Source organism: Prevotella sp. HCN-7019 (genome assembly GCF_037890215.1).
GTDB lineage: Bacteria > Bacteroidota > Bacteroidia > Bacteroidales > Bacteroidaceae > Prevotella.
Genome location: NZ_JBBKBO010000008.1, coordinates 47973 through 69052 on the forward strand (window position 1 = coordinate 47973; position 21080 = coordinate 69052).

The window sequence follows — 21080 nt, forward strand, 5'->3', positions numbered from 1 at the left end:
ATGGAAAATTCAAAGAAACAACAGAGTAGCATCATTGCTATTATTACAATGATGTTTCTCTTTGCAATGATTTCATTCGTAACAAATCTTGCTGCTCCTTTCGGCTTAATTTGGGGTAACCAATATTCTTGGGCAGGAATGATGGGTAATATGATGAACTTCCTCGCTTACCTCTTCATGGGAATTCCTGCTGGTATGATGCTCGAAAGAATTGGTTACAAAAAAACATCTATCTTAGCAATGGCGGTAGGTTTCATCGGACTTGCCGTACAGTATCTTTCTAGTATTGTAGGAGCAGATACAGCAGTCTTTACAGTAAACGGCCAACCGGTAATGTTTAATTTCATTATTTACATGCTGGGAGCATTTATCTGTGGTTTCTGTGTATGTATGCTCAATACTGTTGTAAACCCCATGTTGAATCTACTTGGTGGTGGTGGTAACAGAGGTAATCAGCTGATTCAAACTGGTGGCTCGTTAAATTCTCTTACTGCAACATTAACTCCTCTTTTCGTAGGTGTTCTGATTGGACAAGTAACAGATAAAACAGCCATGAGCGACGTATCTCCCCTCTTGTTCATTGCAATGGCTGTATTTGCTGTGTCAATAGTTGTTATTTCATTTGCAACAATACCAGAGCCACACCTCAGAAAGAAAGGTGAAAACAAGAAAGAAAAGATGGAGCATTCCCCATTGGCTTTCCGTCACACATTATTAGGTGTTATCGCCATTTTCTTTTATGTTGGTATTGAGGTAGGAATCCCATCACAGCTTACATTTTATTTAGCAAATCCTGTAAGTGAAGGAGGTATTGGAATTGAAAATGGTGCAGCTATAGGTGGAGCAATTGCCGCTATATATTGGATGTTGATGCTTGTAGGTCGATTCTCAAGTAGCTTTATCAGCAGTTATGTTTCTACAAGAACTCAAATTATAACTGTTGCATCAACAGCTATAATATTATTAATGATTGCAATATTCTTGCCCAGCAACTTACAAATGTCAATGCCAGGATATAGTGCTGCCGCTGGTTTCGCAATGTTTGAAGTACCAGTAAAGTGTCTGTTCATTGTTCTTTGTGGTCTCTGCACATCCGTTATGTGGGGTGGAATTTTCAACCTTGCAGTTGAAGGACTCGGTAAATACACTGCTGCTGCGTCAGGTATATTCATGACCATGGTTGTCGGTGGAGGTATTATGCCTTTAATCCAGAATCTGATTGCCTCATCTGCCGGCTATATTACAAGTTATTGGCTTGTAATAGCAATGCTTGCCTACATCCTATATTATGGAATAAGCGGATGCAAAAATGTAAATAAGGATATACCAGTATAAAAATAAATTAGAAAGGTTTTGTGTTCATTCTATGCAGGAACACAAAACCTTTCTATACATTACCAATAACAACACTATAAATTTAAAAAATTACTATTATGGATATTGAATTTGTAAGAAGTCGCTTTATTAAGCATTTTGATGGTAAAACAGGAAATATATACACATCGCCAGGACGTATCAATCTTATTGGTGAACATACAGATTATAATGGTGGATATGTTTTTCCTGGAGCCGTAGACAAAGGTATTATGGCAGAAATACGCCCGAATGGTCTTGATACAATTATGTGCTATTCCATAGATCTTAAAGATCGTGTGGAATTTAAGGTTGACGATCCTCAGGGACCACGCGCAAGTTGGGCTCGCTATATCTATGGAATTGTACAGGAAATGAGAAAACTAGGCGTTGACGTTAAAGGTTTCAATACTGCATTTGCCGGTGATGTTCCTTTAGGAGCAGGCATGTCTTCTTCTGCGGCTCTTGAGAGTTGTTTTGCCTTTGCGCTTAATGATCTTTTCGGTGACAATAAAGTAAGTAAATGGGATATGGTTCTTGCTGGTCAGGCAACAGAACATAACTATTGCGGTGTAAATTGTGGCATTATGGATCAGTTTGCAAGTGTTTTCGGTAAGGAAGGATGTCTTATGCGCCTAGATTGCCGTAGTCGCGAATTTGAATACTTCCCATTCAAACCTGTTGGCTATAAACTCGTATTGATTAATTCATGTGTTAAACATGAACTTGCCGGCTCTCCGTATAATGACAGACGCAACAGCTGTGAAAATGTGGTTAAGCATATTGCAGCAAAACATCCGGAAGGAAAATATGAAACACTCCGTGACTGTACATGGGAACAATTAGATGAAGTAAAAGCCGAAATTAGCGAAGAAGATTACAAACGTGCACATTTTGTCTTAGGTGAGAAAGACCGTGTTCTTGCTGTATGTGATGCATTAAACGCTGGTGATTATGAAACTGTAGGACAAAAAATGTATGAAACACACTACGGACTCAGTAAAGAATATGAGGTATCTTGTGAAGAGCTTGATTTCCTGAATGATATTGCAAAAGAAAATGGAGTAACAGGAAGCCGCATAATGGGTGGAGGTTTCGGTGGTTGCACCATTAACCTTGTTAAAGAGGAACTTTATGATAAGTTTATTGCAGACGCAAAAGAAAAGTATTTTGCAAAATATGGAAAAGAACCAAAAGTATACGATGTTGTCATTGGTGATGGTTCTCGTAAAGTCTGCTAAAAAACAATTGGATATCTAATAATTATTTATTATAATAAAAGTAATATGAAAAATATAAAAAATCTTTTATTAGGATTAGGTTCTGTAGTTGCATTAATGTCATCTTGTGCTGGAGGTAACGGTAATCTTACAGAATCTGGACTTGATCCTGCAAAATTCGACACGATAATAAATAACAAGAAAGTACAATTATACGTACTTAAAAATGAGAAAGCTGAAGTATGTGTAACCAACTTTGGAGCACGCGTTGTTTCTATATGTGTTCCAAATAAAAATAATGCTCCAACAGACGTTGTTTTAGGTTTTGACAACATCGCACAATATGCAGACTCTGTAAATAGCCCAAGTGACTTTGGCGCAGCTATAGGCAGATATGCCAACCGTATAAATAAAGGACAGCTTACTGTTGGTGGCAATAAGATACAGCTTCCACAAAACAATTATGGTCACTGCTTACACGGAGGACCTTCTGGTTGGCAATATCAGGTATATGAAGGAGAACAACTTAATGATACAACTTTAAGATTGGTACTCACCTCACCGGACGGAGACAACAACTTCCCGGGTAATGTTACAGCAACTGTTACATATACATTGATGAGTGATAATACTTTGGATATGCAGTTTGAGGCAACTACTGATAAGGAAACTGTTGTGAACATGACAAACCACTCTTATTTCAATCTTTCCGGAGATCCATCTAAGGCTGGAACAAATATGGTTTTATATGTAAACGCAGATAAATATACTCCATCAGACAGCACATTTATGACAACCGGCGAGATCAGAGACGTATACGGTACACCGATGGACTTCACCAAACGTCACGCTTTATTCGAAACTATTGGAGATACATCGTTTGAACAGATTAAGAACGCTAAAGGTTATGACCACAACTGGTGTCTAAACACATACAAGGACGGAAAGGGAGATGACAAGAAAGTCGCAGCATCTCTTTACTCACCAGAAAGCGGAATTTTTATGGAGGTCTTCACAAATGAACCAGGTATTCAGGTTTATACAGGAAACTTCCTTGACGGTACGATAAAAGGTAAAAAAGGAATTGCTTACCCCAAGCAGTCTGCAGTATGTCTTGAAACTCAGAAATATCCAGACTCACCTAATAAAAAAGATTGGCCATCTCCTTATCTGAAACCTGGTGAGAAATATTACAGTCATGTAGCATATAAGTTCAGCGTACGATAAAAAAGCTATTATATATACAATTAACAAATAAGAGAGAGTGCTTAACATGCATTCTCTCTTATTTGTTTATATGAATAATTACATTCAAGCATAATCACCAAACGATAATTAACAGGTCCATAGCAACAGATAAGTTAATATGGTTATTTAGAAATTTCGTGGGGATTGGTTACAATAAAAACAGTGGCATAATTGTGTATTGTCATTGTTGTCAGCTGAAAATCTGTAACTGTTATAGTTACAGATTTTCTGTATAATGCGGTTTTCCGTCTGAGTTTTCTACTCTACCCCAAAAATAAGCGAGATTTTGCAGTCAGACTTTCCTTCGAACGCAAATGCGCGAGAAATAATAAAATCACACAAAAAATTGTATATCAATAATTTATATTTAGGGGTAATTCTCCAGTTACACGAAATACACCGTATGGGCACGTGATATGGCCCGTTTCAGAGGCTAAAACGTGCGATATCACATCATGATACGGGCGTAATCAGAGCCTAGAATGGGCATAAACGGAATGTAATATGGATTATCGGGTATCACGCAACATGGTATACGATAAGGTTATAAAGACATAACGGGCTTTTCTGATGATGTATTAAACATTTCCTTACATCTCTTTTGCGATTTTATTTTGTCAAAATAAAGTCAAGAAATTCTGTAAGTACGGCGTCCGAGTTTTCTCGAGAAACGCTGACATGACAGCTGAGGATACACACTGGAAACATGTATCTTTCTTGCGCTTTGGATATATCGGTTGATACAACGTGGATTTATTGTCACACGGGGGATGCGTTGCTATTGTTCATACAGTTCTGCATAGTCCGGAAGTTTTTCTTCATTACGTATGCTTCATGTATAAAACCAATCCACACTGAATTTCTACAGAGCCGTTAATATACAAATAAAGCATGATATTTATGTGTAATTACGAAAAACCATTACTAAAGTGGCACATTTATAATGTGAATATGTGTTTAAATAAAACATTTTCCCTATATTTGCATTAGAAATCCATAAAGATCACATTTCAAACTAAAATCAATAATGAACAATAAGAATTTAATGAATCATGCAGCAGACAACATCAGGATTCTTGCTGTATCGATGGTAGAGAAAGCAAAGTCTGGTCATCCAGGAGGTGCGATGGGAGGAGCTGATTTCATTAATGTACTTTTCTCAGAGTTCTTGGTATACGATCCAAATAATCCGGAATGGGAAGGTCGCGACAGATTCTATCTTGATCCAGGCCATATGTCTCCAATGTTGTATTCTGCTTTGGCAATGCAAGGAAGATATACAATAGAAGAACTGAAGCAGTTCAGACAGTGGGGATCTGTAACACCTGGTCACCCGGAACGCGATATTAAACATGGAATAGAAAATACATCCGGTCCATTAGGTCAGGGACACACATATGCTGTAGGCGCTGCCATTGCTGAAAAGTTTCTTGAGGCTCGCCTAAGTCACACAATGATGCAGCATAAGATTTATGCCTATATATCAGATGGTGGTATTCAGGAAGAAATATCACAAGGAGCCGGGCGTGTTGCAGGTCTGTTACATCTGAACAATCTTATAATGTTCTATGATGCAAACGAAATACAGCTATCTACGGAATGTGCTACCGTAATGAATGAAAACACGAAGATGAAATATCAATCGTGGGGATGGAATGTATTAGAAATAAACGGCAACGATCCTGATGAAATACGTGAGGCTCTTATAAACGCAAATAACGAAAAGACACGCCCTACCCTTATTATAGGACACACAATAATGGGAAAAGGAGCCCTCAAAGGTGACGGAACAAGCTATGAAAGAAATGTCAATACACATGGAGCACCATTGGGACAAGAATCTTATGTCAATACGGTCAAGAATCTGGGTGGCAACGTTGAACAGCCATTTGTCATATTCGATGACGTGAAAGAACTTTATGAAAACAGAAAAAATGAACTTCTGAATATTGTAGAACAGCGTCATCGCGAAGAAAAACTGTGGAGAGAAGCAAACCCGGAAACAGCAAAACTCATGGATGAGTGGTTTTCGGGAAATGCACCAAAAGTAGACTGGAGTTCCGTGATACAGAAAAGGGATGTTGCTACACGTGTTGCGTCATCAACTTGTCTTGGAATATTGGGAGAACAAGTACACAATATGGTATGCTCTTCTGCAGATTTATGTAACTCCGATAAAACAGACGGATTCCTTAAAAAAACGCATGAATTCAAGGCAGATGATTTTAGTGGAGCATTTTTCCAAGCCGGAGTAAGCGAACTTACAATGGCTTGCATCTGCATAGGAATGTACCTTCACGGTGGTGTGATCCCGGCCTGCGGTACTTTCTTTGTATTCTCGGACTATATGAAACCAGCCATCAGAATGGCTGCTCTCATGCAGGTTCCAATAAAATTCATATGGTCGCACGACGCATTCCGTGTTGGTGAGGACGGACCTACACATGAACCGGTAGAACAAGAGGCCCAGATACGTCTTATGGAGAAACTTAAAAACCATAAAGGTCTGGACTCAGTACGGGTATTCCGCCCCGCAGATGCAGATGAAACAACAATCTGCTGGCAAATGGCGGTTGAAAATATGGATACTCCGACAGCATTGATTTTCTCTAGACAACCAGTCAATAGTCTTCCTGAAGGTACTGACTATGAACAAGTACGTAAAGGCGCTTATATTGTAAAAGGCTCTGATGAAGATTATGATGTTATTCTTCTTGCTTCCGGATCTGAAGTTGCAACACTTCTTGCAGGTGCAGAGTTATTACGTAAAGACGGTATCAAACTGCGTATTGTTAGTGTTCCTTCAGAAGGATTATTCAGATGCCAGAGTAAAGAATATCAAGAGAGTATACTTCCAAATGGTGCTAAGATCTTCGGCCTCACAGCTGGCTTGTCAGTAACTTTGGAAGGATTGGTCGGTTCCAATGGTATGGTATACGGCATGAACTCATTTGGTTATTCTGCACCTTATAAGGTTCTTGATGAAAAATTAGGATTTACTGCTGAAAATATATATAAGCAGGTCAAAATGTTTATCTCTAATAAATAAAAACGTAAGGCTATGGAAATAAAGACAGTCGGAATAGCATGCGACCACGCAGGCTACGCATTGAAGAAGTTCGTAGTGCAATATCTGGAAGAGCACAATATCCCTTACAAGGATTATGGCACATACAGTGACCTGAGTTGCGACTACCCCGATTTTGGGCATGCACTTGCTAACGGTATTGCACAAGGTGAAGTATATCCAGGAATCGGAATATGCGGAAGTGGTGAAGGAATGTGTATGACACTCAACCGGCATAAAGGCGTAAGAGCAGGACTTGCATGGATACCAGAAATAGCTCATATGATCAGACAGCATAATGATGCCAATGTTCTTGTTATGCCAGGAAGGTTTATTGATAATAAAACATCGGAAAAAATAATGAACGAATTCTTCAATACAACATTTGAAGGTGGACGTCATCAAAACCGAATCAACAAGATAGACCAACTGTAGAAAAGACAGACAAAATAAAAACAAATCCGTAAGGGTAAGACAAAATGCATACAGCATTTTCTGGTTTTAAAATTAACTATATAATTCTCAGAACAATAATAAATATAAATTTGTTCTGTATATGAGAAAACCAGAGTATCTCTGTACTGCTTTTGTCTTACCCTTTATTAATCTCATTAATATTATGAAAAAACTTTGTATTCTGTTGCTACTATGCGTCATAATAAATAATATGACAATAAATGCCATAAACAACCACAAGGCAGATAATCCACAACAAGGAAACACAAGAACCGAAATGGTATTTGATAAACGAATGGATGTCATAGGAAAGCAATTTTTTAACTTAAACGGACTGAATGTGACTCCCGAAGAGAAAAACATGCTTGAATTCCTTTATGCCTACATGCCTCTTGCAGATATCACAGACTACTCTACTTCATTTTTCTTAAACAACATAAGATACTCATTTAAGGCTAAAAAAGAAATGACCTGGGGAACAAAGGTACCTGATATTCTATTCAAACATTTTGTGATCCCTATAAGAGTGAACAATGAAGCTCTTGACTCATCAAGAATTGTATTCTACCATGAACTTAAGGAGCGGGTAAACGGAAAAAGCATGTATGATGCCATTCTTGAAGTGAATCATTGGTGCCATGAAAAGGTAACATATCAACCCTCAGACGCAAGAACATCATCACCGCTGGCTACTGTAAAAACAGCAACTGGACGTTGCGGCGAACAAAGTACATTCACGGTTGCAGCATTGCGTTCTGTTGGTATACCGGCACGACAAGTTTACACTCCGCGTTGGGCCCATACAGACGATAACCATGCATGGGTCGAAGCTTGGGCTGATGGCAAGTGGTATTTTCTCGGAGCATGTGAACCAGAGCCCGTACTTAATCTCGGATGGTTTAATGCTCCTGCGTCCAGAGCACTGCTTATGCATACACGGGTTTTCGGAGACTACCAAGGACCAGAAGAAGTAATCTTGCGCTCATCCAATTTCACAGAGATAAATGTAACGGACAATTATGCCGACACTTCCCCACTAAAAATAACAATTACTGACAAAAACGGCAAACCATTAAGTGACGCAAGAGTTGACTTTAAAATATACAACTATGCAGAATTTTGTACCGTAGCAACAAAATATACCGACAAGAATGGAACAACCAGTCTTACTGCTGGAAAAGGCGACATGCTGATCTGGGCATCAAAAGAAAATTGCTATGCATGGCGCAAAGTATCTTTTGGTAAAGATCGTGCTATAACCATTGCCATTGATAATAAAACAACAAATTTTGATAGCACTCAAATAATTGAAGATACCATAACGATTGTCCCTCCAGCAGAGAAGGCAATAATACCAGATCTCAGCGAAGAACAAATAAAAACCAATCAGAAAAGATTTGCATATGAAGATTCATTAAGAAAAGCATACACATCAACATTTTTAACAAAAGAGCAAGCTGACAAAATAGCCGATTATGCCTCTGAATATATTGTAAAATCAAGAGGTAACCACAAAACTATCGTCGATTATATCAACCGCCATAAAGATAATCCACAACGCACCGTAGCATTGCTTGCTACACTCAGTGATAAAGATTTGCGCGATATAACAACAGAAATTCTTGAAGACAACTTCACGGCTCAGAGTGATCAGATCTCGCCAAGAGTTGAGGATGAAATGATAATCACTCCATTCAAGCATTATCTTGCTTCAACATTCAGCAAAAAAGACGCCGACAAATTCCGTAAAGACCCAGCAGAACTGGCTGCGTGGATCAGCAAAAATATCAGAATCGATACCGACAGCCTTGCTTTACAAATTGCCCAAACACCTGTTGGAGCAATGCGTTCTCGCATAACTACCCCACGCTCAAGAGATATTCTGTTTGTAGATGCAGCAAGGAGCCTTGGTATTGAAGCAAGAAAAGACGCAGTAACATCAAAGGTACAATATCGTTCTGGTAATGAGTGGATTGACATTCGATTTGATGAAAAAGATATCAAAAAGCAGAGTGCTAAAGGAAAACTAATTCTGTCATACACTCCAGAAAAGCATCTTGAAGATCCATTATATTATAGTCATTTCACCATCAGTAAGATTGAGAATGGATGTACTCAGCTACTCAATATGGAAGAAGGCCAATCTGATATGGGTAATGGCACAACATGGAGTAATACTTTCAAGAATGGTGTGACACTTGATACAGGAACCTATATGCTGACTACCGGAACACGTCTGGCCAATGGTAATGTGTTAGCATCTAACAAGATATTCAATATTGTTGCAGACAAAACAACGACATTGTCATTGGATATGCGACAAAGCACATCTGAAGTAAGTGTAATAGGCTCATTCAACAGCGAATCCGTTTTCATTAAGGAGAACAAAGAAGTTTCTATTCTATCACAGACAGGCCGTGGATACTATGTATTAGGAGTCATAAACAGTGGTCAGGAGCCAACCAATCATACCCTACACGACATAGAAAAGATAAAGAAACAATTTGAGCAATGGGGACGTCCGCTCGTATTACTTTTCGAAAACAGTGACGGTTTGAAGAAATTTAACACGGAGGAGTTCTCCTCCTTACCATCCGGAACCATTTTTGGCACAGATAAGAATGGAGAAATTCTTCAGCAACTCGTCCAACAGATGAAAATCAACGACAAACGACAATTGCCAATATTCATCATTGCCGATACCTTCAACAGAGTTGTATTCGTTTCACAAGGATATACAATAGGTATTGGCGAGCAGATGCTGAATGTAATAAAGAAGCTGTAATCAGAAAAATAATAATATCGGACGTACTTGTCAGAAATTATTTTATTACTCAATCATCTTCATACGAGTAATTTATAAGATATGATTTTAAACAATATGTCCGATATTATTATCAATTGTAAATACAGAAAATATGGGGATTATATATCAATGTAAAATCATGCGTACAACTATATATCATTTGCCCAACAGTCTAGTAATATATACTATAACAGTCTCAATGCAATAACCGCACAAGCCTCGGCATCGGCAAGGGCATGATGATGATTCTTTAGGTCATAACCACAATGTTCTGCAACCGTGTGCAGTTGATAATTAGGCAATATACCACGAAACCTGTGCCGAGCGGCTTTACATGTACAATAAAACTTATAGTCCGGATAATCCATACCGTATTCGCCAAAAACAGCTTTCAGACATCCCTCATCAAACGAACTGTTATGAGCAACCAAAGGAAGCCCTTCTATCAATGGAGCAATATCTGCCCATATTTCCGGAAATAATGATGCGTCTGCAGTGTCTTCCAATGTCAATCCATGTACTTTAGTAGTCCAATACGTGTAGAAATTCGGAACAGGCCGAATCAACCGGTATATTTTATTTACAATTTTACCTTCTCGCACAATAACAACTCCGACACTGCACACACTTGAACGTCTGTTATTGGCTGTCTCAAAATCTATAGCAGCAAAATTATCCATATTAGCACACAATCATTATATTACATGATATGTAAACAAAAATTGATGGTACCTACCATTTGACATGCAAAGATAACAAACAAATTTCACTTTTAAATACAAATTAATTATTCAATAAAATACATACTAAAATAGGAACAGAAATCCTTAATATAACGTGAGTTCGATGAATTATAAGTACTTGTAAAATTGGTGATTAGCGAAAATTGCTGTATCTTTATAGTGCTGAATTACAAAGAATTACAAACAATAATCGCTATGATCACCGAAAGCAAAGTTATAGAATTATTTTGTATGGCAGATGAATTCTGCAAGTTTTTTGATGCCATGATGACGAAATATACGCTTAAACCGGCAACAAAACGCAAATATCACCGTGATTCCACCATGTCCAAGGCGGAAATCATGCTCATCTTGATTCTTTTTCATGATTCGTGATACCGTTGTCTGAAGCATTTCTATCTGGAAAAGGTCTGCAAGTATATGCGGCATCTTTTTCCAAATGTTGTTTCTTATAATCGTTTTGTTGAACTGGAAAAAGAGGTGGCTATCCCTCTGGCTCTGTTTATCAAGAAGGTGCTTTTGGGCAAGTGCACAGGCATCAGTTTCGTTGACAGTCCCCCCTTACGGGTATGCAAGAACCAGAGAATCCATATCCATAAAACGTTCAAGGGAATAGCACAAAGAGGAAAATGTTCCATGGGCTGGTTCTTCGGACTCAAACTGCATCTGATATGCAATGAGCGTGGAGAGCTTCTGAACTTCATGATTACTCCCGGAAATGTGGATGACCGTAAATCTCTTGAATACAAGTCTTTTGTGGAATTTATTTATGGGAAGCTTGTTGGTGATAAAGGATACATCGGCAAGAATCTATTTGAAAGACTATTCGTTGACGGCATACAACTTATAACCAAACTGAAAAGCAATATGAAAGGATCATTGATGCCAATTTCAGACAAACTACTCCTCAGGAAACGAGCTATTATCGAAACCGTCAATGACGAACTCAAAAATATAGCACAAATGGAACATTCAAGGCATAGAGCCTTTGATAACTTTATCGTCAACCTTCTTTCTGGTATTGCTGCATATTGTTGCTTTCCAAAGAAGCCGTGTATCAATGTTTCACGAACGGTTGACACACAGATTGCATTGTTCTGAATTCGTCGAACTCACGTTAATTTATATTTGAATATAATCAAACATATGATATACACAATAAGATCTTTTCATGATTACACAATAACCAGTTCCACGCATGTCATCACATCACAACATGAATACAAAACATACAGAATGATAGAGACAGGAAATGAGTAGGTATAGTACAAAAAGCGGAGCTGCCACGGATATACCGAAAGTAAGCAATCCGAACATCTCGCTTAGGGAAAAACCGTTTACAACAACATTATGATATGTCACAGCAAATACACATAATGCAAACGACAATAATGCCACAAATCCCATTGAAAAACTGCCAGGATAAAGATTTCCTGCAACATTCAACAGTACAGCATGAGGCACACACGTTAGTAAAAATAGTATTATTAGAAACAAGACCAACTCAACAAATACAAATTGCAAAGCAAGACGTTCACGAAATCCAAGATTTCTCAGGCGTCTTATCGTTTGGAGTAGCCCACTTCGTTTCACAGCCCCTAATGATATAGAAAGCAACAGAATCCAGACCAGAACAAAATTAGTCTGATTGTTCACATAACCTCCAATAAACCATCTCTGACCTTCTCCGCTAAGCAAAGAACGTACATCAAGATCTGGATTTGTCGCCGTGATAATCCATGACAATACAAAAAGTAAAATCTGCAATAACAGTACCAACAATGCCGTCACAGAGAATATCCGATTTGCTTTATCTCTCATTCCTGTCATCATTTATTCGTCAGTCATCATCTGGCATGAGATTGTCCAAATCGATAATTCGCAGTTCCAATGCCTTTACGACAAGACGTGTCGCATTTACAGCCACCCCACCATTCCCATTTGGAAAAAGTTTCTGTATAAGTTCGTTCTGACGTTTTTCTAGACTTTTCACTCCGAATGGCATATTCTTAAGACCCGCAATCTGGTCTTTTGTATAACCAAGAGCAAGATGGCGCAGAAAACGTTCGTCATATTCATCTATCTCATATCTTATGAGAGACTCCTGTCTGAATATTTGATTATTTATTGTGTCTTTGAAACGCTCTACAATTTTATCAAGTATCGGTTGATTGAACACCATTCTCTTGCCGTGCATCACACTTGCAACATCACTACGTGTCAACAACTCACCACTTTTCAGAATGATACCATCACATCCTGCATCAAGCGCGTCTACCCAAAGACGTTCATTCAATATTTCTCCAGTAAATATAAGTACCTTAACCTCAGGATACCTGTCTTTCAACTGACGGCAAATCTCAACCCCCACAGTGGTAGAACCACCAAGACCGAGATCAAGTAACACAAGATCCGGCAGTTTCAGTTTTATAAGTTGCCAGAAATGATGTTCATTATCAGCAGTTCCAATTATTTCCGCCTCAGGGATTTCATTACGGAATATACCTTCCGTACCTTTTAATTCCAAGGGTACGTCTTCGACTATTATAACTTTAAATTTCTCCATATCGATTTGGTAAGTATTATTTCAATGATTGTACTTTCTTCTTGTCCTTCAACAGCTTGTATACCACAGGCACGTGCATTGGTAACCTCTCCCACTTCACGTACAATTTGTTTACACAATAAGAAACGAATATCGCACGTAAGTGGAGAAAACAAATCCATACGTTGACTCTTTGTAAGTTTTATTAACGGCATGAAAACCCTTATTATTACATATTGGACATTATAATCATCTTCTGTCATGTCCGGCCTTACACCGCCGTTAAGCTTTTTCAATATATCAAACATATAGATAATGAGCTGATAGTCTATTCTGTTTTTCACATCAATCTGACGCAATGCCTGTGCACTCAATATTGTATATAGTTCCTTATAATAACATATTGTTTCGTTTATTGCATTCAGATTGCGGTCTGTTCCGTCTATAAGCTGTTTTATTCTTGACGGATAGTACATCGTCTCATGCTTTAGTGTTGACAGACAATTGTCAAGTACACTGTTACTTATATGCATTTTATCGTTCTCGAGCTCAGTTCGTTGCAGTTCGTCTTCAGCATATTCAAGACATGTATATTTCTCCGAAATAAGATTTATCTTTTGGCGTAAAGCCTGTTTAATCTGGTTAACCACATCCTCAAGCACCTGAAGGCGTGTGTTGACAAGAGAAAATCTGTCACATTTGCTCCAGATGTCATTTATCTGGTCTAACTTAGTTTCTGGCATTTCATCGGACAATAGAACTTTGTTTATGGACACGATACTTTCAACATAAAGATTATAATACATTCTGTGACGATAATACAGAAAATAATATGCCGGAAATATCATTACAAACAAAAATGATAACATGATGATGGCTACATTCTTATTGTTTCTGGATTCTTGCATCGCATGTACATAATCCGAGATTGTACTGTCTGCACTTCTCTCCCGAAAAAGTTTTGTATATGCGTTGTTGTTGTACTCATAAAGATCCCATTCATGTAGTCCAATAGCAGCAATAGCACATTCATTTCTGATATTCAGTATAACATCATAATCTGTACGCAGACTGTCATAAAACCAAACAAGCTCTGCAGGAAGAGACGTTGTATCTGAATACACCTTCATGACATTCTGGCTACCACGTTTTTGTTCCAAATAGTACATGTTCAGATACTTGATACTGCTATCTGCATAAACAAGTGTACGTCTATATTCTTCATTTTGATTTGCACTATGTGCACTGTCTGAAAAAATAGAAGCTCTGCGTAATTCTGAATTTTCCATTGAGAACGAACATATTGAGCATGACAAAGTCAAAAGAATTGTTATGCAGCGCATTATTCCCTTAGGAAGTCTGAAATAGAAACGACTTCCTTTGCCGGGCTCACTTTCCGCTGCTATTGTGCAGACACGAAAAAGTGAACTTATTTTTTTATATTTATCTATTATACCTTTACAATTCATAAGTCCAAATCCATGCGGGTGTAAATCCGCATCGGATCTGAAATTATCGTCCCTATTACTTTCACGTATATTATGACTGAAGATATGTTCTAGTTTATCATGTTCGATCCCGCATCCTGTATCTACGACTCCTATCTCCACATAATCATCTCCTGGCCGACTGCTTATAACAACACGTCCTCCAGCAGGAGTAAAACGTCTTGCATTTTCAGCAATAGTATTTATCATAAACAGTGTAAGGACTTTATCCGCCTTAACCACATCTTTCGTCGGCTCCACCTGAAAATCAATACCTTGCAGTTTGTATTCCATACGACTTCTTGAGACGATATCAAATACCTTTTGGAGTTCAAAGCTTTCAATGTGTAGACTCAGTTCACCTCGATGCATCTGTATCCAACGAGTTAATACATCATTATATTCATTTATCTTATCTGTTATTTCCAACAGATATTCGTAGCGTTCTTTTCTCACACTCTCATTTTCATCCATAGTTATGAGCCGTTTCACCTCATGTTCCATTCTATTTATCAGAGGCAATATTCCGTTAGCCAATGATATCTTAGCACGTTGTTCAAGATTACGCTTCTTATTCGACAATAACTGCTGTTTTACGATTCCTGTTTGCTCTTCGATTTCGTCAAAACGTTCATTAAATTTCAGTTCCTGCAATTCGTCCTGACTTTTCCATTCTTCCAATGGATGCAAGAAATCACTAATAGAATATCTTTTTTCATTTTTGCGACGTAGATGATTGAATATAAACAGCAAAAGAATCACAAGAATAATCATCAAGACTACTGCTACAATCATAATATTGAGTTGTCTAGACGATTCACTTAACTGCTCTGCTCTAGCCTCAAGCTGCCGATCCTGACGAGTTTTCTCTTGCATCTCCAAATATATACGGCGATTTAGAAAACTCTTGTTCTTATCTCCAATTGCAGCATATATCAAAGACAATTGCTCTCTGATAGAAGCCACAAGATCTGGAGCATCATTTATTGCTCTGTTTTTGTTAAGAGCGTCATTCAAGCAAATCAATGCAGAAGCATAATCATTGATGCCCAAATAACATTCACCCAAAGTTCTATAAGCTCCCGCTGTCTGATACACATCACCATAGCGTTCAAACAAATGCAATGAACGTCTTGCAATGTTACCAGCCAAGAGAGAGTCTGGCATTTTATCCACATTTACAAAATCTATTTCTTGCGGATTATTTTTTATTATGTAAGCTCTATTATTCTTATCTAATAGATGCTCACTTATCGCTTGAAGTGAGTTTGCTTCCCAATATGGATAATTATACTGTCGCGACAAAAGATAGCATCTCATTAAATAGTTAAATTCAGCCTGACAAATACTTTCTTTTGTGCTACTTTTTATTATACCTCCAGCTCCGACGTTATAATAATAATTCAGGAGTTGCGCAGTATCTTCAACAATATCACCATTTGGATCTATGGTTTCAATCGCACTTACCGACAAATCCGTAAGACCGATATAGAACAAATAAGTAGACAATACAATTGAATATTCTGTTTGGGCATAAACATAACGTTGATGCTCACGTTCGCTCAAAGTTGCATGTTCTTCTTCTATACGCTTCATTCTTGAGATTGCACTCTCACGATAGAAATAAAAATCCTTATTTCGTGATTGTCTCTGGCATAATCTCATAAATTGTACATCTGCAACCAGTAGTTCTATTTGATTATCAGTCTGTTTCTGAGCTTCATTCAATAGTTTATAAGCCTTATCATAATCCATTTTTGCCATATACACAAAAGCTAAATTATTGAGGGCTTCGGCTCTTCCTGCACTATAATCATATGATTTTGACATGTCATATGCACGTTCTGCGTATATCAACGAACTGTCAAGATTACGATAATGATATTCATAAGAAACTTTATTCAACCAATCCACCAAATTCCGCCTTTCTGGCCTGGAACATGCAAAAAGGATGAAACCGCATACAATCAAGAATAACAGACAGCGTATTGTGTCATTTCTCATAAACCGCATTAATATAAAAATGCAACTAAGTTTTCGATATTAAGCAAAGGTAAACAAAATGTGTCAATATCAAAAAATTATTTGATAAAAACAACATATAATGTAGAATATTTTGAATAAATAATATACACAATGACATTTGAATCATTTTTTATTATTATTTTTGCAATGTATTTCCAGTCATATTACATGAGTGAAAAAATTACAATAAAAGATATCGCTGAAATTGCGGGAGTGTCCGTAGGAACAGTAGACAGAGTGTTGCATAATCGTGCAAACGTATCACAATTTGCAAGAGAGAAAGTAGAGAAGGCTCTGAAAAATATGAATTATCATCCCAATGTATACGCAAGTGCATTGGCGTACAACAAATCATACACCTTTTTTCTGCTGATGCCGATTCATGAATCAGAAGCATATTGGGAGGAGATAGAACAAGGTGCCCAAAAAGCAATAGAAACAAGGCGTGATTTTCATATTGATGTGAAAATCATGTATTATGAACGTTTCAACAACGATTCATTTATAGAACAATATACCAAATGTCTGGAATTAAATCCAGACGGTGTGATAATTGTACCTGTTGAACTTGATGTAACAAAAGTATTCACGGACTCACTTCACCACAAACAAATACCGTTTATATTATTGGATTCATACATGCCGGATCTCAAGCCCCTGTCTTTTTGGGGTCAAGACTCTTTTTGTAGCGGATATTTTGCAGCAAAGATGTTGATGCTTATTGCATCTAATGAAAAACAGATAATGCTTCTGAAACAAGTTAAAGACGGTCAAGTAACTAGTAAACAGCAACGCAACAGGGAAGTTGGTTTCAGACATTATATGAAAGATCATTTCCCTAATATTGATATAGTAGAATTGCAGGTTCCTTTCAAAAGCACCAAAAGAAAATATGACGTTATCTTGAAAGAATTCTTTGATAAAAATCCACAAATACATCATTGTATTACATTAAATTCAAAGGCTCATATTGTTGGAGAATATTTATTGCGGAACAATATACGCAATATACAGATTATGGGATATGACATGGTGGCAAAAAACGCTAAATGTTTAAGAGAGGGAAGTATTTCTTTTCTTATTGCACAACACGGCTACCAACAAGGATTTAACTGCGTTGATACATTATTTAAAGCTGTTGTTTTAAAAGAAAAAGTACAACCAATAAACTATATGCCAATAGAGCTATTGACAAAAGAAAATATGGAATTCTACCGCAGAACACAATTATAGAATATATGAAAAATAAAAACGGTATCATTGCTCTGAGTCCACTGATTGTTTTTATATTACTATATCTAGTCACATCTATAATCGCTCAGGATTTCTATAAAATTCCAATAAGTGTTGCTTTCCTTATCTCCGGAATATATGCAATAATGTCATCATCTCATGGTAATTTGGCAGAACGCATACGTACATTTAGTAGAGGTGCCAGTACAGAAAATATAATGTTGATGATATGGATCTTTATGCTAGCTGGAGCATTTGCCAATACAGCAAAAGATATTGGATGTGTGGACGCGACTGTAAATTTCATGTTATCAGTATTACCAGATAACATGGTTCTTGCCGGACTGTTCATTTCAACATGTTTTATAAGTCTGTCAATAGGCACAAGTGTTGGAGCAATCGTTGCATTAGCTCCAATTGCTATAGGATTGGCACAAACAACCGGTACTAATTTGCCAATGATGCTTGCAATTGTTGTTGGTGGTGCTTTCTTCGGAGATAACTTGTCATTCATCTCTGATACCACAGTTGCTGCTACAAGTTCCCAAGGATGCAACATGAAAGATAAATTCAAAACGAATTCATACATAGTATTCCCAGTTGCATTCATAATATTGGTATTATATATTATTTTAGGATTTGACATAAATACTCCTCAAAACATTCCTGAAACAGAATTCTCAAAGATTCTTCCTTACCTAGCCGTTTTCATAACAGCATTATTGGGGGTCAATGTAATGATTGTACTTACTGTAGGACTGATATTGACAGCTGCGATAGGTATTATTAACGGTTCTTATGACATATTTGGCTGGTTTACATCAATGGGGACAGGCCTTCAATCAATGAGCGAATTAATCATTATTACAATGATCGCTGGTGGGCTTTTTGAAATTGTATGTAAAAATGGAGGTATCGAATATATTATAACTAAAATAACATCTCATATCCACAGTAAACGTGGCGCAGAATTAGTAATAGGTATGATGGTTGCTGCAGTAAATATATGTACAGCAAATAATACAGTCGCTATTATAACAGTGGGAGGAATCGCTCGCAAAATAAGCCACAAATATGGCGTCGACAATCGAAAAACAGCTAGCATTCTTGACACATTTTCATGCTGTATGCAAGGTATCATTCCATATGGAGCACAAATATTAACTGTTTCAAATCTGGCAAAGATAAATCCAATAGATATAATGCCATATCTTTATTATCCATATGCACTTGGAGTATTTGCTTTATTGTGCATATACTTCAAGTTCCCTGCGTCTTATTATAAGAAATAAAAATGGATATAATAAAAAGGAATTTTCTACGTGCCCTACGCTCCGGGGCGTTTAATGATATTGAGCCATTTGAACCTATGTCTATATTCAAATGGAATAAATTCTTAAATATGATAATAACGCAGAATGTAATTTCTGTAACAATTAAAGGAATGAAGAATTGTCAATATGAAAATATTCCATATAAAACCATTCGATCCTTCTTCCAAAACTACGACATCAATATTAATGATGTGCAAAATGAAAGAATATGCATACCTCAATCAGAACTTAATAACAGATTATTAAACAAGAGACTGGATAGTATACGTTACAAAGAATTACATTCCATTGACACTTCCATTGAAACACTGGATCTGCTGAATATCATAATCTATAATACAAATAAAATTCTGACACACGGAATTGCATATAATAATTTATTAATTATAGGTAAATATTTAAGAAATAAGGGAGACAAAGTAGATTTTGTCAAATTAGAGCACTGGTTACAGTGCCTAAAGCTACAATCAATTGCACAATATGAAGGAAGTATTCTTATCACAACCCTGAATTTTGATCAACAAGAAATACCATTCGTACACCATATTGATAATATTGCAACCATGAGAGCCTTAGATGCATTAAATAATATAATAAAACAAGATTCAATACACGAATGGCATTTTAGACAAAGTAAAAGTGGTTTCCTACATAATAATTCGACACTATTACGTAATAACATATGGCACTCTATGAAATATCTTAAATATGCCCCCCTTGAAACAATAAGCAATCTAATCAATAGAATTGCCAATAGTTTATCAGAAATAGAAGAATAAAGGTATTAATATTTGTAAAATTAAATTGACAAAAACAAAACTGTATTCTCTTTTTATTAACTTTGCAGATATGAAGACTATATATTCTTTTTTATCAATCATACTTATATATATTATATATCCGACAACAACATTTGCTCAGGAGATTTATCCAGAGGATATTCAATGCGAAGATACATGCACTCATATACATGGTATTGATATGAGCCATTACCAGGGGGAGGTTTTTTGGGACGCAATTGGCAATAATAAAAAGATGGCGTATGTCTACCTTAAGGCTACTGAGGGAGGCGATAATATAGATGAAAAATATGAATATAATATTGAGCTTGCCCAAAAGCATGGAATAAAAGTCGGTTCATATCATTTTTTTCGTCCTAAAACAGATTTGACAAAACAATTGGCAAATTTTATGGCTCAGTGCAGACCGAAAGATCAAGATCTAATACCAATGATAGACATTGAAACCAAAAGTGGTCTTTCAACAAAAGAATTTTGTGATTCTCTATTCAAATTTCTTGAAATGGTTGAAACTGTATACAAACAAAAACCACTATTGTACACATTTACCAACTTTTATAATAACTACCTGTCGGGAAAGATTAATGATTATAAAATAATGATAGCTCAATATACAGAAAGGGAACCTGTCCTTAAAGACGAACGGGACATCACAATGTGGCAATATACAGGAAAGGGACATATTGATGGTGTAAACGGATATGTAGACAAAAGCCGTTTTATGGGTAAGCACAGTTTGAGAGAAATCAGATATAAACACTAA

Annotated in this window: 14 protein-coding genes and 1 pseudogene; 11 read left to right on the top strand and 4 right to left on the bottom strand. The window is 36.9% G+C overall.

Features of this window, described 5'->3' with window-relative positions; genetic code table 11:
* The 6 genes from WKT13_RS10510 (at window position 1) to WKT13_RS10535 (ending at window position 10129) form a co-directional block, all read left to right on the top strand.
* Window positions 1-1335, top strand: a complete 1335-nt coding sequence (locus WKT13_RS10510; RefSeq protein ID WP_340323839.1) for an MFS transporter — start codon at window positions 1-3, stop codon at window positions 1333-1335.
* Between the two features lie 98 nt (window positions 1336-1433).
* A complete protein-coding gene (gene galK, locus WKT13_RS10515; protein WP_298617888.1) occupies window positions 1434-2594 on the top strand; it encodes a galactokinase in 1161 nt (386 codons plus the stop codon).
* Window positions 2595-2639: 45 nt separating this feature from the next.
* Window positions 2640-3800, top strand: a complete 1161-nt coding sequence (locus WKT13_RS10520) for an aldose epimerase family protein (protein ID WP_298617885.1) — start codon at window positions 2640-2642, stop codon at window positions 3798-3800.
* A gap of 1048 nt (window positions 3801-4848) precedes the next feature.
* On the top strand, window positions 4849-6870 hold the full coding sequence (locus WKT13_RS10525) for a transketolase family protein (protein WP_340323840.1): 2022 nt from the start codon (window positions 4849-4851) through the stop codon (window positions 6868-6870).
* A 12-nt stretch (window positions 6871-6882) separates the two neighbouring features.
* A complete protein-coding gene (locus tag WKT13_RS10530) occupies window positions 6883-7323 on the top strand; it encodes an RpiB/LacA/LacB family sugar-phosphate isomerase (protein WP_298617879.1) in 441 nt (146 codons plus the stop codon).
* 184 nt (window positions 7324-7507) lie between these two features.
* Entirely contained in the window at window positions 7508-10129 is a 2622-nt protein-coding gene (locus WKT13_RS10535) for a transglutaminase-like domain-containing protein (RefSeq protein WP_340323891.1), read from the top strand.
* Window positions 10130-10335: 206 nt separating this feature from the next.
* Here WKT13_RS10535 and WKT13_RS10540 read toward each other — a convergent pair whose 3' ends face one another.
* On the bottom strand, window positions 10336-10830 hold the full coding sequence (locus WKT13_RS10540) for a 3'-5' exonuclease (RefSeq protein WP_340323841.1): 495 nt from the start codon (window positions 10828-10830) through the stop codon (window positions 10336-10338).
* A gap of 258 nt (window positions 10831-11088) precedes the next feature.
* On the opposite strand from WKT13_RS10540, the pseudogene WKT13_RS10550 reads away from it, so the two are divergent.
* Window positions 11089-11994: pseudogene (locus WKT13_RS10550) on the top strand (IS982 family transposase).
* Window positions 11995-12102: 108 nt separating this feature from the next.
* Here WKT13_RS10550 and WKT13_RS10555 read toward each other — a convergent pair.
* From WKT13_RS10555 to WKT13_RS10565, 3 genes are read right to left on the bottom strand one after another with little or no spacing between them, the layout of a single operon-like run.
* Window positions 12103-12714, bottom strand: coding sequence for an ABC transporter substrate-binding protein (locus WKT13_RS10555; RefSeq protein WP_340323843.1), 612 nt, complete (start codon window positions 12712-12714; stop codon window positions 12103-12105).
* A gap of 19 nt (window positions 12715-12733) precedes the next feature.
* Entirely contained in the window at window positions 12734-13459 is a 726-nt protein-coding gene (locus tag WKT13_RS10560; RefSeq protein WP_340323845.1) for a DUF5932 domain-containing protein, read from the bottom strand.
* Window positions 13438-16839, bottom strand: a complete 3402-nt coding sequence (locus WKT13_RS10565; protein WP_340323846.1) for a sensor histidine kinase — start codon at window positions 16837-16839, stop codon at window positions 13438-13440. Before WKT13_RS10565 ends, WKT13_RS10560 begins: the two co-directional genes overlap by 22 nt.
* A 279-nt stretch (window positions 16840-17118) precedes the next feature.
* On the opposite strand from WKT13_RS10565, the gene WKT13_RS10570 reads away from it, so the two are divergent.
* The 4 genes from WKT13_RS10570 (at window position 17119) to WKT13_RS10585 (ending at window position 21080) form a co-directional block, all read left to right on the top strand.
* Window positions 17119-18183, top strand: coding sequence for a LacI family DNA-binding transcriptional regulator (locus WKT13_RS10570; protein ID WP_298617970.1), 1065 nt, complete (start codon window positions 17119-17121; stop codon window positions 18181-18183).
* 5 nt (window positions 18184-18188) lie between these two features.
* Window positions 18189-19475 (top strand): Na+/H+ antiporter NhaC family protein, encoded by a 1287-nt coding sequence (locus tag WKT13_RS10575; protein ID WP_340323847.1) that lies wholly within the window; start codon window positions 18189-18191, stop codon window positions 19473-19475.
* Window positions 19476-19477: 2 nt separating this feature from the next.
* Window positions 19478-20296: a hypothetical protein gene (locus WKT13_RS10580; RefSeq protein WP_298617863.1), complete on the top strand. Its 819-nt coding sequence runs from the start codon at window positions 19478-19480 to the stop codon at window positions 20294-20296.
* A 70-nt stretch (window positions 20297-20366) separates the two neighbouring features.
* Entirely contained in the window at window positions 20367-21080 is a 714-nt protein-coding gene (locus tag WKT13_RS10585) for a glycoside hydrolase family 25 protein (RefSeq protein ID WP_340323848.1), read from the top strand.

Excerpts from the sequence above, each read along its gene's own strand:
- WKT13_RS10510 (WP_340323839.1), top strand. The coding sequence starts at position 1 with ATGGAAAATTCAAAGAAACAACAGAGTAGCATCATTGCTATTATTACA.
- galK (WP_298617888.1), top strand. The coding sequence starts at position 1,434 with ATGGATATTGAATTTGTAAGAAGTCGCTTTATTAAGCATTTTGATGGT.
- WKT13_RS10520 (WP_298617885.1), top strand. The coding sequence starts at position 2,640 with ATGAAAAATATAAAAAATCTTTTATTAGGATTAGGTTCTGTAGTTGCA.
- WKT13_RS10525 (WP_340323840.1), top strand. The coding sequence starts at position 4,849 with ATGAACAATAAGAATTTAATGAATCATGCAGCAGACAACATCAGGATT.
- WKT13_RS10530 (WP_298617879.1), top strand. The coding sequence starts at position 6,883 with ATGGAAATAAAGACAGTCGGAATAGCATGCGACCACGCAGGCTACGCA.
- WKT13_RS10535 (WP_340323891.1), top strand. The coding sequence starts at position 7,508 with ATGAAAAAACTTTGTATTCTGTTGCTACTATGCGTCATAATAAATAAT.
- WKT13_RS10540 (WP_340323841.1), bottom strand. The coding sequence starts at position 10,830 with ATGGATAATTTTGCTGCTATAGATTTTGAGACAGCCAATAACAGACGT.
- WKT13_RS10555 (WP_340323843.1), bottom strand. The coding sequence starts at position 12,714 with ATGAGAGATAAAGCAAATCGGATATTCTCTGTGACGGCATTGTTGGTA.
- WKT13_RS10560 (WP_340323845.1), bottom strand. The coding sequence starts at position 13,459 with ATGGAGAAATTTAAAGTTATAATAGTCGAAGACGTACCCTTGGAATTA.
- WKT13_RS10570 (WP_298617970.1), top strand. The coding sequence starts at position 17,119 with ATGAGTGAAAAAATTACAATAAAAGATATCGCTGAAATTGCGGGAGTG.
- WKT13_RS10575 (WP_340323847.1), top strand. The coding sequence starts at position 18,189 with ATGAAAAATAAAAACGGTATCATTGCTCTGAGTCCACTGATTGTTTTT.
- WKT13_RS10580 (WP_298617863.1), top strand. The coding sequence starts at position 19,478 with ATGGATATAATAAAAAGGAATTTTCTACGTGCCCTACGCTCCGGGGCG.
- WKT13_RS10585 (WP_340323848.1), top strand. The coding sequence starts at position 20,367 with ATGAAGACTATATATTCTTTTTTATCAATCATACTTATATATATTATA.